10 protein-coding genes and 4 pseudogenes are annotated in these 14,062 nt (G+C 53.8%); 10 read left to right on the top strand and 4 right to left on the bottom strand.

Going from position 1 to position 14,062, the window contains the following annotated elements; genetic code table 11:
* Positions 1–72 precede the first annotated feature (72 nt).
* From ACPTTC_RS16110 to ACPTTC_RS16090, 5 genes are all read left to right on the top strand, one after another.
* Positions 73–627 carry a single-stranded DNA-binding protein gene (locus tag ACPTTC_RS16110; RefSeq protein WP_423393056.1) on the top strand — a complete coding sequence of 185 codons (555 nt, stop codon included), beginning with the start codon at positions 73–75 and terminating at the stop codon, positions 625–627.
* Between the two features lie 162 nt (positions 628–789).
* Positions 790–1,989 (top strand): tyrosine-type recombinase/integrase, encoded by a 1,200-nt coding sequence (locus ACPTTC_RS16105; RefSeq protein WP_423393055.1) that lies wholly within the window; start codon positions 790–792, stop codon positions 1,987–1,989.
* A complete protein-coding gene (locus ACPTTC_RS16100) occupies positions 1,982–3,568 on the top strand; it encodes a tyrosine-type recombinase/integrase (protein ID WP_423393054.1) in 1,587 nt (528 codons plus the stop codon). The genes ACPTTC_RS16105 and ACPTTC_RS16100 overlap by 8 nt, the downstream gene beginning before the upstream one ends.
* An 844-nt stretch (positions 3,569–4,412) precedes the next feature.
* Positions 4,413–5,594 (top strand): hypothetical protein, encoded by a 1,182-nt coding sequence (locus tag ACPTTC_RS16095; RefSeq protein WP_423393053.1) that lies wholly within the window; start codon positions 4,413–4,415, stop codon positions 5,592–5,594.
* Between the two features lie 20 nt (positions 5,595–5,614).
* Positions 5,615–6,064 (top strand): hypothetical protein, encoded by a 450-nt coding sequence (locus ACPTTC_RS16090; RefSeq protein ID WP_423393052.1) that lies wholly within the window; start codon positions 5,615–5,617, stop codon positions 6,062–6,064.
* 30 nt (positions 6,065–6,094) lie between these two features.
* Here the strand turns inward: ACPTTC_RS16090 and ACPTTC_RS16085 are convergent.
* Positions 6,095–6,339, bottom strand: a pseudogene (locus tag ACPTTC_RS16085) (helix-turn-helix transcriptional regulator).
* A 93-nt stretch (positions 6,340–6,432) separates the two neighbouring features.
* Here ACPTTC_RS16085 and ACPTTC_RS16080 point away from each other — a divergent pair.
* The 3 genes and pseudogenes from ACPTTC_RS16080 (at position 6,433) to ACPTTC_RS16070 (ending at position 10,026) form a co-directional block, all read left to right on the top strand.
* A complete protein-coding gene (locus ACPTTC_RS16080) occupies positions 6,433–7,017 on the top strand; it encodes a hypothetical protein (RefSeq protein WP_423393051.1) in 585 nt (194 codons plus the stop codon).
* 46 nt (positions 7,018–7,063) lie between these two features.
* The gene (locus ACPTTC_RS16075) at positions 7,064–8,602 is read left to right on the top strand and encodes an IS3 family transposase (protein WP_423391215.1); all 1,539 of its coding nucleotides are present in this window, start codon (positions 7,064–7,066) and stop codon (positions 8,600–8,602) included.
* A gap of 208 nt (positions 8,603–8,810) precedes the next feature.
* Positions 8,811–10,026 (top strand): annotated as a pseudogene (locus tag ACPTTC_RS16070) (IS3 family transposase).
* 133 nt (positions 10,027–10,159) lie between these two features.
* Here the strand turns inward: ACPTTC_RS16070 and ACPTTC_RS16065 are convergent.
* A pseudogene (locus ACPTTC_RS16065) lies at positions 10,160–10,605 on the bottom strand (transposase); the annotation flags it as partial.
* A 7-nt stretch (positions 10,606–10,612) separates the two neighbouring features.
* Here ACPTTC_RS16065 and ACPTTC_RS16060 point away from each other — a divergent pair.
* Positions 10,613–10,815: pseudogene (locus tag ACPTTC_RS16060) on the top strand (IS5/IS1182 family transposase); the annotation flags it as partial.
* Between the two features lie 114 nt (positions 10,816–10,929).
* Positions 10,930–11,745: an FkbM family methyltransferase gene (locus tag ACPTTC_RS16055; protein WP_423393050.1), complete on the top strand. Its 816-nt coding sequence runs from the start codon at positions 10,930–10,932 to the stop codon at positions 11,743–11,745.
* Here ACPTTC_RS16055 and ACPTTC_RS16050 read toward each other — a convergent pair.
* Together ACPTTC_RS16050 and ACPTTC_RS16045 are read right to left on the bottom strand one after the other, a co-directional pair.
* Positions 11,728–13,536, bottom strand: coding sequence for a hybrid sensor histidine kinase/response regulator (locus ACPTTC_RS16050; protein WP_423393049.1), 1,809 nt, complete (start codon positions 13,534–13,536; stop codon positions 11,728–11,730). The genes ACPTTC_RS16055 and ACPTTC_RS16050 overlap by 18 nt on opposite strands.
* Entirely contained in the window at positions 13,533–14,054 is a 522-nt protein-coding gene (locus tag ACPTTC_RS16045; protein ID WP_423393048.1) for a molybdopterin-dependent oxidoreductase, read from the bottom strand. The genes ACPTTC_RS16050 and ACPTTC_RS16045 overlap by 4 nt, the downstream gene beginning before the upstream one ends.
* Between the last annotated feature and the right edge of the window lie 8 nt (positions 14,055–14,062).

Below are 14,062 nucleotides of genomic sequence, written 5' to 3'. Positions count from 1 at the left end.
CGCCGGCTTGCCCGGCGGGCCGTACCGACACTATGAGCGGGCGGCCCGGCATCGAATTTACTGGAGAAACACATGGCATCCGTCAACAAGGTCATCCTCGTCGGCAATCTCGGCGCCGATCCTGAAGTCCGTTACCTGCCGAGCGGCGACGCGGTTGCGAACATCCGTCTCGCGACGACCGACCGCTACAAGGACAAGGCAAGCGGCGATTTCAAGGAAATGACCGAGTGGCATCGCGTCGCGTTCTTCGGTCGCCTGGCGGAAATCGTCAGCGAATACCTGAAGAAGGGTTCGTCGGTCTATATCGAAGGCCGCATCCGCACGCGCAAGTGGCAGGGCCAGGACGGGCAGGATCGTTACTCGACCGAAATCGTCGCCGACCAGATGCAGATGCTCGGCGGCCGCGGTGGTGCGGGCGGCGGCGGTGGCGGCGGCGATGAAGGCGGTTACGGCGGCGGCTACGGTGGTGGTGGTGGCGGCCGCGGCGAGCAGATGGAGCGTGGCGGTGGCGGCGGCGGTCGTGCCGCCGGCGCAGCGCGTGGCGGTGCAGGCGGCGGCGCGCAGAGCCGTCCGAGCGCACCGGCAGGCGGCGGCTTCGACGAGATGGACGACGATATTCCGTTCTAGGAGGAACGTTAGTTCCTAGTGTAAGGATGGACCCGAATTTTCGAGCTAAATCAATGATTTAGCTTGGATCTTCGGGTCTTTTTTCGTTTACACATTTTTCGATCTAGGCGGAACGTGCCTAATCGGTAAAAAATGGGCTCCATTCGTCGAATGGAGCCTAGCGTGACCCGATACGCAATTCGTGAAGTTCGTCTTGAGAACGGCGAACGCTTACCTCTCTTGGTGCATGACGACCCACTGGGTTTGCCAGTTCCAGAGATCGTGGAATATTCCATCGCGAAGCTACGTGCGCGTGGGCTTCGACGAAGGAGCATTCGCCATCGAGCCGAAGCGCTCGGGCTAACGCTGCAGTTTCTCGGTGATCGCAGCATCGATCTCATATCGAGGGCGAACGGCCAGATTTTTTTGTCTCTAAACGAGTTAGTTGCGTTGGCGGACTGGTGTCGAACGCGCAAGGGGGCACGAGAAGCCAAATTGGTGGTTGGACCCGAGTACGCCGCCGTACGGTATGCCACTGCGATCGACTATATGCTCTGGGTTTTTGAGCCAGTCATCGCTCGTATCTCTGAGGCAACCGCACGGCATGCAGCGAGCGTTGCACTGCGGAGATTTCTGACTCGTTCTCGTTCAGTCGCTCCGCGTGCGCACGGTAGCCGTTCTCCAATTGACGGAGAGCGCCATGGTCTTCAAGAAGACCAGCGAAAGTTATTCCTCAAAGTTATTCATCCAGACGACCCTGGAAATCCGTTCAGTGCGAAGGCTAGAGCGAGAAATCACGCTCTGCTGTTACTCGCGTTCAAGCTAGGTACTCGTTCAGGGGAGGTACGTGGCTTAAAAAAGACAGATCTCAATCTCGATAGTGTGCCCGCCGAGTTAATGGTCATGCCGCGTTACCACGATGCTGACGATAAAAGGAAAGATCCGGCTGCAGCCAAGACATTGGGACGGTTGCTATATATAGACGAGGAGCTTGCAATTGCGTTAGAGCGCTGGTTGGGCGACAGGAGCAATAGAGTCCGCTGGCCGCGAGCCCATCGTAATCCCTACGTCTTCGTAAACCGATATGGCGATGCAATAGAAGGGCGCGGCTATCGAAAAATTGTTGAAACATTGAGAGATCAGTACCCCGAATTAGCGGTCCTCTGCCATCACGTCCTAAGGCACGACTGGAACGACCGTTGGGTAGCAATGATGGAGCAAGACGAAGTCGACTTCGAGAAAGCTCAACACGAGCAAAAATATGCGATGGGATGGTCGCATCAGTCGAATATGCCGCAGAGATATGGACGCCAGGCGATTGCTTCTGCCGCAAACAAACGGATACTGGATCTTCAGCGTAGAGTCGGAGGCAGCGATGAATAAGCGAGCTGTGATTTCCGAAGGAAGCAATGGACGCGAGTCTATGCAAGAGACCGCTGCTACAGTGATCGTTGCATACGGGAACGTTCGAGTCGATGTCAGTGGAAGCATTTGGCGACTGAGCCCGGATCATGCTCTGAACTGGAGCTTGTACCCCGATGTTGGGCCGAGCGTAAGCGTATCGCTACGGATGTTTATCATCCAACTCATAAAAACTCTCGCGCCGGATACGGTGACGGGTTACTTCCGAGGTATGCAAAACTGTCTGAAAGCGGCAATGTCTCTGGGTGCTGACGTGTCGGATATAACCGGATTCGATATTGCTCTTGTCGGGAAAATGCGTGGTTATATCAATGATCACGTCGGCGAGGCTAGTGTCAGTTGGGCTCTTCATGCATATCGAAAATGGTATCAATGGTGCTCAGATGCGGGACTTGAGGGATTCGATGCACGGATTGCGGATGCACTTGATGCAATAGTTGTGGGTGGTAATCGAAAGGGGGATGCGGTGCTGTCTCATGACCCGAAGCTTGGGCCACTGCACGCCACTGAATTCGATCGTCTTTTTCTTTCTCTCCGAAACGCGACGGTCAATCGATTGCTGCCTGACGTGGATTTGGCTGTAGCGTGGTTATTTCTGTCGTTCGGATGCAACCCCAAGAACCTGCAGCTTCTAAACGACGAGGATTTGCTACGGACGGTGATGTCTGACGGCACAGTGCGGCACGAGTTGAGAATTCCTCGAATCAAGAAGCAGGGTGTCGCAAAGCGGGGGCAATTCAAAACTCGTCCTCTTAGAACCGAACTCGGTGAGCTACTCGAGCGCGTCGTCAAAGCAAATGCTGGGGCCAAGTCCATCGACATGTTGGGCGACACTCAGTTTGTGCCTGCGATGTTCCGCTTAGATGAGCCGCGACGAGCGGCAGCGGATGTTCCAGATTTCGCTGCTGATTCTATTAGATGGAGCACGGCGGCGTTTGGTGAGGCGCTCCGCAGAGTCGCGAACCGTTTGGATCTCTATGCCCGTGACGGCTCTCGTTTGTATCTGACGCCGCGTAGGCTTCGTTACACGTTCGCGACGCGGTTGGTTCAGGACGGTGCGTCGCAGGTACTTCTCGCAGATGCGCTCGATCACACCGATCTCCAGCATGTGATGGTTTATTACAACGCACGTGCTGACATCGTCGTCAAATTGGATCGTGCAATGGCGATCAAACTTGCACCGTGGGCTCAAGCTTTTATGGGAACCCTTGTAAAAGCTGAATCACGTGCGATTCGCGGACACGATCCGGCGAGCCGAATCCGGCATTTCGATTTAAGAACGGGCCGTCTCGCTGGTGTTGGGACATGTGGAAGCTTTGGGTTTTGTGGGCTTGCGGCGCCCATCGCCTGCTATACCTGCGCGAAATTTCAACCGTGGCTCGATGGGCCGCACGAGCTTGTACTGGAGGCGTTACTGGCCGACCGTGATGCGCATCTACAGCAAGGTGCAGATCCGAAGATGACGCAGGCTCGAGATTTGACGATAACAGCCATCGCAGACGTGATCACGCGATGCGAGGAGATGAAGCGTGGTGGCTAAGCAGAAAAACGAGAGAATCGCGCATGCTGCAGAGCGATCGGCGCTAGAGAACTTTGACGCCTTCGTCACGAGGATGATGCAGTTGAATCCGTTCCGTATTTGCAACTGGGACGACATCTGTTGGCGGTCGGGGGCGAGCCTGCGTTCGTCGGCAGGTAAAGAAGAGCAGATTTGGTTTACGCGTGACTTCGTAGTGAGGTCGACGCAAGCCAATGCGAGGCCGTTTCGAAAGGCGTACGGGGATCTACTGCGCGCGATCGCCTGCATTCGAGAATTTGGGCGGAAGCACCCGCGTGCCGTCGCTGATCACATGGTCACCGTTCGTGCGTTTCGATACCTGTACAACGTGGCTGAAGGTCGGACGGAGCATCCCGTAGATTTGAAGCGTCTGGACTTCGACGCGGCGGCGGAGACTTGCCGTCGCGAAGCGGCAAGTTCGTCGTATCGGGTGGGTTGCCGGCTCCAAGAGATCGCACGCATCATGGATCGAGAATATCTCGCGTCTACGCGCTTGAACTGGGTGAACCCCATTCCGCGGGACGCGCTATCTGGGGGGAGCAAGACCAGTCGCATTAGTAGTGATTTCTTTGACCGACGTGCAAGTAAGTTGCCGAGCGAGGCGGTGTTGGACGCGTTGGCGGAGATATCAAATCGCGTGGACCTTCGTCCTCAAGATCTCTTACGACAGCGAGCCGTAGAACTCCTTATATGTGGTGGGTTTCGTTGCAACGAACTGCTCACGTTGCCGCGCGACGTTTGGGTTGAGGAGCCGGCAGTAGATCCATCGGGATCACCGCTAACGAACACTCACGGAGTGCCTATTGTGAGGTGCGGCTTGCGGTATATGCCAGAAAAGGGCGGGCATACAGTAGTGCAAGTGAAGTGGTTGCCGTCAGCGCTCGTCGACGTCGCTCGTCGCGCGGTCGACGATATTCTGAGAATTACTGCTCCGTTTGCATTAGTCGCCGTTTATCTGACTCAGAATCCAGAGGGAACCCTGTTGCAAGATGCATGGCGCGAATTGGACGGTGACTCGCTGCTGAGTATGAGTGACGTTTCCGATCTTGTCGGTCTATCTGGAGCGGACGGATCGTCTGGGCTTCAATTTGTCAGGCTTGCACGTATTCCTACCGTTACAGTCGAACATCTGAAGCAGCAGGTTCTCAGAGTTCGTAAGCGAGACGTGGAGGCGCAACTGAGAAGACGTTCGCTTCCGCCGACTATCTCGTATGGCAACGGACGAACGTGCAATCTACACGATCGACTTTTTCTGATCGGCGTCAACTTCATCGGATCGCAACGCTCCTTACTGAATGGAACGGTTAGGCTCCTGACGCAAGGACAACTAGCCTATTATCTTCGTGATCGCGGCGGAGATTGGTCCATCTTCACTCGGCTCGGTTACAGAGATCAAGCGGGTGGCGCGCTGCGCGTGACGACTCATCAATTTCGCCATTGGTTGAACACGTTGGCTCATGAAGGCGGTCTGTCACAAATCGAGATAAGTCGATGGATGGGGCGCCGCCGCGTTGCGGAGAACGCGGTATACGATCATCAAACGGGATTTGAGTTGGCGGATCGCATCCGCGGTCGCTTGAGTAGCGGGGAGGTGCAGGGGCCTATTGGAACGACGGCCCGTCGCATACGCGAACCCGTGAGGCGCGAGGAATTCGTTCGATCGATGATCGCTTCTGCTCATGTAACCGACGTCGGGATGTGTATCCGCGATTTGTCAGCGCTTCCGTGCGATCACCATCGATCATGCATGACTTGTACAGACCATCTCATTGAGAAGGGAAACTCGGTGCAGCGGAAGCGGGCTGAGTCAATGCTGAATGAATCGCAACAGATTCTGGCGCTCGCTGAGGATGAGTGTGCAGATGAAAGCTATGGTGCGAGCAACTGGGTTGAATACCACAAACTGGTTGTCCGCCGCGCTGCCACGGTTCTGAATTTGCATAGCGACGATGGAATTCCTGACGGGACGTTGATACAACTTCCCGGCGCGAGCGCTCAATCGAAATGAGAAATAGAGGCCTGAACGACATGCGGAAGTACCGCCGGCTCACTGACGAGCAAGCGAGGCTGGTGGCGCTGTTGATCGACGAATGGCCTAAAGACAGGTCGTTCACGTGGAACGAGATCGTCAAAGTTGCTTCGGCGCGTCTCGGTGTCCGTTGGACACGTCAGACTCTCGAAAAACGCGAGTGCATAAAGCTTGCGTATCTACGTCTGACTTCTGAGCGGAAGGGAGTCAGCCGACAGAGTGGCGCTGCGTCGAAGCGTCACAGGGCGACGGAAGTGGAGCGTCGGATTGCTAACCTCAAGGATGAGAACGCGCGGTTACGCGAACGTCTCAATGAATACGATCGTCGATTGATCCGGTATGTCGCTAATGCGCTTGCGCTCGGCGTCAGTGAGGCCCAGTTGAACGAACCGTTGCGCCCGATTCTCGAACCGCACGCGAGACGACGGAAGCTGAAGATCGTTCCGTGAGTGAGAGGGCTGGCTTGTCTCCGGCAGCACTCACAGCCCGGCCGCAACTAGCAAATCCGATGGGCGGCACGAGAGAGCGCGCGCGATTTTCACCAAGTTCAGAAGCGTAACGTTTCGCTCGCCACGTTCAATCTTCCCCATGTGGCTTCGATCGATGTCGGCGATGTTCGCGAGCGCTTCCTGCGAGATGTCGAGTTCGAGTCGACGAGCGCGGATAGACCTCCCACTGCTCCGAGGTGTGCCTCCGTGTCGGTTCGACCAGATACCCTTTCCATGAAGGTATGGTCGAGGTATCATGCCAGATCGGCCACGGCATTTACGACCCAAATCGACGTAACTGGCGAGCCGGGTAGGGAGTTAGGTATTTGATGGAAAAGGCAGCAGGTGATGCATTTTCGAGAGTACGGTCCGCTGTAGCGGATGTGCGAATCGAGTTAGTCCGCTTCGAGCAAATGCTCGATTCGTTCGAGTCCGGGGAGGGGCCGGTTTCACCCGGTTACCTCGATCTCATTAGTACCCTCATGTTGAGGGGTTCGGTCGACGTTTGGTACCACGGCGAATACATCGCGGTCCCGTTTCATCGGCTTCCTGAATGGTTTAGAGACCCAACAGCTATCGCGGCCGAGCATTACCGGATCAACGAAGCAACATTTCGACGATGGGTTGACCAGGAGTTCGATGGTGGTGTCGGCGTACTATCGCTACCATGCAATCATCGCAACTGTCGGCAGACACGCACGTTGACCTTCTACGATCCGCGCGAGATGCAAGCTGCGGAATCCAAAGCAACCTCGGGAATTTGGTATTGCCACCACCATCGGATGTTTGCGTGGCAGACAGAGGAAGCTATTGGCGATGAGCATCTGGGGATCCTTCAGCGCGTACACAACACACCTGGCTGTACCCGACAACGACTCGGAGCGAAGAAGGTGTTGATGTCCGCACAGAACTGACCCACTGGGGATGCGGACCAAATCTTGGACTACCTGGAGGTAGTCCATGTATTCATACGAAGACCGCGTTCGGGCGGTCGAGCTGTACCTGAAGCTTGGCAAGCGCATCAAGGCGACAATCCGCCAGTTGGGTTACCCGACGAAGAATTCTCTCAAGGCATGGTGCGAGGAATTCGAGAACAGCGGCGATTTGCAGAAGGAGTATGTTCGCGGAAAGCAGAAGTATTCAGAAGAACAGAAGAACGTAGCACTTGAGCACTACGTCAACCACGGGCGCTGCTTCGCCTTCACCCTCAGGGAATTAGGCTATCCATGTCGCCAGATACTGACGGCGTGGGTTCGCGAGCGCTATCCGGAAACCAGGAGATGCGTGGTTGGCAAGGCAGGTCGACCGGTCGCGTCACTGGCGTCCAGGCAGGCCGCGGTGTACGAACTATGTACACGCGAAGGAAGTGCGCAGGCGTTGGCGCGAAAGCTGGACGTTGACAGGGTGACGTTGTACAACTGGAAGAACCAGTTACTCGGCCGAGAGGCCCCTGCATCCATGAAACGCGACAAGCGATCACCTGCGGAGACGGATCGGGACGAACTGGAGCGGCAGGTCGAAGGGCTCCGACGCGACATTCGCAATTTGCAGCTTGAACACGACCTGTTGAAGAAGGCGAATGAACTCCTAAAAAAAGACCTGGGCGTCGACCTGCCACTCCTGAGCAACCGGGAGAAGACAACGCTGGTTGACGCCCTGAGAGAAGAATACGGCTTGGCTGAGCTGCTTGCGCGGTTGGACCTAGCGCGCAGCTCCTATTTCTACCATCGGTCGCCCATACGGGTTGCCGACAAATATGCAGAAGTCCGTCGTACCGTTGCAGAGATCTTCGAGGACAATCACCGATCCTACGGCTATCGTCGGGTGCAGGCAGCGCTCGGCCGACAACGTGTGTTTCTATCGGAGAAGGTCGTGCGTCGGCTCATGAAACAAGGCGGCCTCCACGCAGCCAGGCCCAGGCGGCGCCGATACCGTTCTTATATCGGGGAAATCAGCCCTGCCCCAGATAACATCATCAATCGCGATTTCCGTGCTGACGCCCCCAACGAAAAGTGGGTGACCGATATCTCCGAGTTCCAGATTCCTGCGGGTAAGGTATATCTGTCGCCCATGATCGACTGCTTTGATGGCATGGTAGTCAGCTGGTCGATCGGCACAAGCCCTGACGCAGAACTCGTGAATACCATGTTAGACGCGGCTATCGAGACCGTGACTGAAGCAGATAAAACGCCGATCGTGCATTCCGATCGCGGTGGCCACTACCGTTGGCCTGGCTGGCTATCGCGGGTTGCAAAGGCTAATCTGATTCGATCCATGTCGCGTAAAGCCTGTTCCCCGGACAACGCAGCCTGTGAGGGATTCTTCGGCAGGCTGAAGACCGAGATGTTCTATCCAGGAGACTGGCGTTCGACGACCATCGCGGAGTTCATTGAGGTACTGAGCGCCTACATTCGCTGGTACAACGAGAAACGGATCAAGGGCTCGCTTGGCTATCTCAGCCCCATCGAGTACCGTGAAAGCCTGGGGCTAACGACGTAAATCAGTCCAAGAAAATAGCCGCATCCCCGGTGGGTTAAGACTCGGTGGAAATCAACACAAATGGGCGATCTGCTGCAGCGATTCGCCCTTGCGCCAGCGCTCCCACATTAACGCCTTCTGACTGTCTGTATATGGAGCGGCCCCCTGAATCTCCGGACACGTGGCACCTCTTAAAATACGAGGTAGTCCAGTGACTAGCTTTAAGCCTATGCACAAAGTAGAAGGTGTGGAGATTTTGATGGAGCCGGAGCGCCGCCGGCGCCGCGCCCCGCAGGAGAAGGTGGCGATCGTGCAGGAAACCTTCGAGCCGGGCGCGTCAGTGTCGGCCGTCGCACGTCGCCATGGCCTCAACCCAAACCAGGTGTTCGCCTGGCGCAAGCAGTACCAGGACGGCAGCCTGACCGCGGTGAAGGCCGGGGAATCGGTTGTGCCGGCCTCGGAGTTGGCAGCGGCACTCAAAGAGATCCGCACGCTGCAGCGCTTGCTGGGCAAGAAGACCGTCGAGAACGAGATTCTGCGTGAGGCGGTCGAATGGGGACGAGCAAAAAACCTGATTGCGCGCTCGCCCTTGCTGCCGGAGGACGATCGGTGAAGACGGTCTGCGATGTCCTCGGTGTAGCGCGCTCGTCGTTGGCAGTGAGGCGTAGTCGGTCGCCGGATTGGCAAGACGGCCGCCGTGCCCACCGTCACGATGACACGGGGCTGGTCGCCGAGATTCGGGACGTGGTGGCCGGACTGCCGAACTATGGATATCGGCGCGTCTGGGGTATCGTACGTCGGCATCGCGAGCAGAGCGGAACGGATCGCGTGAATGCCAAGCGAATCTACCGGGTGATGCGCGAGAACCAGTTGCTGCTCAAGCGCCACGGCGGCCAGCGCGACAGTCGGCGGCACGATGGCCGGATCGCGGTCGATGCGAGCAACATGCGCTGGTGCTCGGACGGCTTCGAGTTCCGGTGTGACAATGGGGAGCCAATCCGCGTTACGTTCGCGCTGGACTGTTGCGATCGCGAGGCGATCAGTTGGGCCGCGACAACCGGCGGTCATAGCGGCGACGTCGTGCGCGACGTCATGCTGGCTGCGGTTGAACAGCGCTTTGGAGCCACGCGCACGGTCGCGCCGATCGAATGGCTGAGCGACAACGGCTCGGCCTATACCGACAGGCGCACGCGTCGCTTCGCGCGTGAGCTCGGGCTGGAACCGTTGACGACACCGGTGCGCTCACCGCAGAGCAACGGTATGGCCGAGTCGTTCGTGAAGACGATCAAGCATGATTACGTTGCCTTCATGGATAACCTGATGTGCCGACGGCACTCGCGCATCTGGCTGCTGCGTTCGATCATTACAACGAGTGTCACCCGCACAAAGCATTGAAATACCGCTCCCCAAGGGAGTTCCGGCGCGCTGCGGCATCACAAACTTAACGGTGCCCGGGTGTCCGGAGTTACAGGGTCAACTCCAGTATAGTAGATCCGCCGCCTCTGTTTCATTGCAACACTCCTCGCTGCTATGCAGCCTCAAGTGTGTTGCATCGACGGGTTGAATCCGCAGGACTTACCATACGATCACCACGAGTTTGCGAGCGGTCGCGACAACGGCAAATTGTTGGCTGCGGAGATCGCGCACGTGCAGGAAGAACGCGCTCAGCGGTCCAGGCGCTTGCGTTGCGCTTCAGGCAGCCTCGACCTTGCGTAAAGGCGCCTGGGCTTGGTGATGTGGCCGTGCCTGGCCGGTGTTGGATCGGATTGATAGGCCGACGGATTAAGCCCGAAGTAGCTCGCCAGCTTCTCCGGACTAGGAAACCGCTCGATGTCGCCGATGGCCGACAGCAGCCCGATCGCCACCGTGGTGTTGACACCCGTGATCGTCAGCAACACGCGCAATCGCGCGTCGTCGATGGTCGCTTGCGCGAGTGCTCGCTCCACCACACGCATATCCTCGCCGAGGCGGTCCAGTTCGCGCATTCGTTGCTCGACACCCAGTCGTTCATCCAACGGCAGCGGCATAGATCACCCGATTCAACGGCCTCGCGTAGTCTATGCCGAACGCGGGTACGACTACGAGCAATATCGGCAAGCCTTGCGCAATCGCGGTATCCAGTCGGTGATCGCAAAACGCGGGACCGAACAGGGCAGCGGACTCGGCAAGTGTCGTTGGGTGGGGCCGAACGCACGCACTCCAGGCCCCACAATTTCCGCCGTCTACGTGATAGGTAAATTTGTGGCGGTCATCGAAAACAGCTGCATTAGCGCAAGTGAATGGTATTTGATATATTCCGATAGTGATGTTTGGTAGGTCAATTTCAACCTAAGCTGTGGGTGAGACACATGAATACACGGAACCGATCGATTTCTTACGTTATTGTTTCTTCGAATCACGGGACGCTTATAGTGAATAGGCACGATTATCATAAAAATGAAAAATACGGAGATTATGGCGTTGGATACCAAATACTTACGAAATCCTCTTTCGATGAGGTCGAGGTTAGGTTGGTATTGAATTTGTTGGATCGGCGATCGCAACATCGAGGCCCGGGGTTGCTCGCAATCGATGGAGGGGCCAATATCGGAGTTCATTCGATTGAATGGGCTCGTCATATGAGTGGCTGGGGGGAGGTAATTTCATTTGAGCCGCAAGAAAAAATATTCTACGCTCTGTGTGGAAATGCGGCAATCAATAATTGCTTTAACATAGCGGTGCGAAATGCAGCGCTCGGCTCCGAGTCCGGCATGATCGATGTTCCGCTGATTGACTACACGACGCCGGCTAGCTACGGAAGTCTTGAGTTACGTCGGTCGAGTGATAATGAGCATATTGGACAACAGCCAGGTTACGGAAGGGGGAATTATATAAATATGGTTTCGATTGACGATTTGATGTTGCCGAGGTTGGATTTTATAAAACTGGATATTGAGGGAATGGAATTGGAGGCGCTTCTCGGTGCTCAAAAAACCATCGCAAACTTCCGGCCGATAATGTTAATTGAGGCAATCAAATCCAACATGACGCCAATATCTGATTTTCTGAAAGAGGCCGGGTATAAAACATTCCCTGCTGGCCCTAATATTTTGGCGGTACACGAATTCGATGAGGTTGCATGTGAAATTCAGGTGGTTGACGATTGGTCAATTGTTTCGGTTTAGTAAAAAATCGTAAACAAGTCGCCTGATAATCTTGGGCCCAATTGGCTTGGTTAAAAATGCATCGAATACAGTTGCATCATCTTCATGTAAATAGTCTGGGTCGTATGCGCTAATGGCGATAATGAGCGGAGGTGGATTTTTTGGAGTGAATTTCTTTCGAATCGCTTTGGAAAAATCAATGCCATTTACGTTTGGCATATGCACATCGACGAAAATAATGTCATAGTTATTTGAGTTTACTAAAACGTATCCTTGTTCAGCTCCGTCGCAAGTATCGACATCGACACCCAGCGCGCTAAGGCTTTTGCTCAGAGAGTCTAGGACGTCTTTTTGATCATCGATCAGGAGAATTCTTGCCGCTGCAATGGACTCGTTGTTATTTGTGTCACATTGTCCGTCAGATGGATTCCGTATGGCTTGAGAAGGGAGCGCAATGGTGAATATCGTTTTAATTCCAACTTGGCTCTCGACGGAGATATTGCCACCAAGCAGTTCGACGATACCTTTCACAATTGCTAAGCCCATCCCATATCCGGAGGAGGGTATTTTTTGGTATTGGGAAATTTGGAAAAAGGGATCAAATAATTGATCAAGTTTATCCGATGGAATCCCGCGCCCCTGATCGGATACTCGAATAATCGTGAACTCGATTCCCTCGCGCAACTCATTTTTTATTTCGATGACGATTGTTCCGTTTTCCGAAAATTTAATGGAATTTTCCGTTAAATTGTTAATTATTTGTTGTAATCGCTTGCGATCCGATTGGATTTTGAGATCTCGGGGGTGTGCCATGACCTGTAACGTCAGTTGCTTTGATGTTAGTGCATTAGAGTAGCGCTTTCTAATGTCATTTAGCATCGGTAAAACTTCTATTTCGTCAAAAGTTAGATTGAGTTTTCCAGTGTCTAGCCGAATGTAATCGTTCAAGTCGTGCATGTGCATTTCGAGATGGGAAATGGCGCCTTCCATGCTCAGTAATATTTCCATCGATTCGCTGTCGAGAGGGCGATGAGATAAATTATCAAGTGAAGAGACAAGTGTTTGTAGTGGATTTCTTAGCTCGTGACTGATTGCGCCTAAGAATATTTGTTTGGTATGTGCGGTTTTTTTAACGGCATCGGTGGCCGCTGCTTCTGCGGCTCTAGCATTCTTTTCAATGCTTATTAAGGACTGGGATCTCCGTAGTGTGAGCAATAGACTCAAGATGGTCAGGCCAAGCAGGAGGGCGACGATAATGCTGCAGGCAAAGAGGAATTGCCGTTTGGCTCTCAAGTCCCGCAATAGGGCATCGCGCCGCTTCATTTCTGCAGGGCCAATTGCGTGCAAAAGATCTAAGTAGCATGATTTTAAAAAATATAAATCTTCCAAAACTTTTCCTGGATCATTTTTGGTGATTGGAAGATTTTGAATGTTTTGGCCCAGTAATTTCAGGCGCTCATTGATTTTCGGTATGGTAATTTGATATAATTTTTCTGAAAATGCTGATTTTGTTGTGTCTGATACGGTAGAAATCAACAGGATTTTCGATTGAAGTAGTTCGTACTTCATCTCTACGTCATCAAAGCTTTCCTTGTTGGTATAGGCGTACTTTAGAGTGGCTGATTCCAGGTCGTCAGTAAAAATTCTAAATTGTGCGACTCCCCAGTAATAATTTTCAGTCGGACCGGCTAGCTCAATAAGTGACTCGTCGTGAGTTGTTTGTGTAAGGACGATGAGCCAAATTGATAGGGCCAAAGATAAAAATAAAATGAATGCTGGGGATCTTGCGATGCGCGACGCTAATTTTCTCATTTGACTGAAATCTCTTTGATTTGTCGAATTTCTCGCGTGCTGTACTGTGACTTCTTTAGTTCAAGCGGAAATTGATCTCGTGGATAAACCAGAAACAATGGTCCGTAATCACTCAGTCTCAGTCGCTCCCCGTTCCTTTCAAATGCTAGAATCGGTTGGTATTTTGAAATCTCGGAGATCGGGATGTCGCTCACGGTATAGTCATCATATGCTTTAATATCTACGTAAGACCCTCTGGCGTCGACGATTTTAAGAATATCGTATAAGCGAACACCTTTGAAAATTGCTTGCTGAGACCAAGGGGTAGAGGTTGTTATTTGATAAATCCGAAGTTTCAGAAGATCATCCTCTGAAAAGTGAAAATTCTTCGGATATTTTTGTGTAAATTTTCCGATCTCTCCCGTTACGTCTAGCATGAGCGGAAGTGATTTGGCGTGGCATAGAATAACCGTAATCGTAGAGATAGCAAAAATCGTAAACTTTAATAGAGACTGATAATTTAAAGGATGTTTTCGCATGCTGACTA

It is taken from the genome of Burkholderia mycopellens, from assembly GCF_964265025.1.
Lineage (GTDB): Bacteria > Pseudomonadota > Gammaproteobacteria > Burkholderiales > Burkholderiaceae > Burkholderia.
This window is presented reverse-complemented; position numbering and strand designations above follow the sequence as displayed.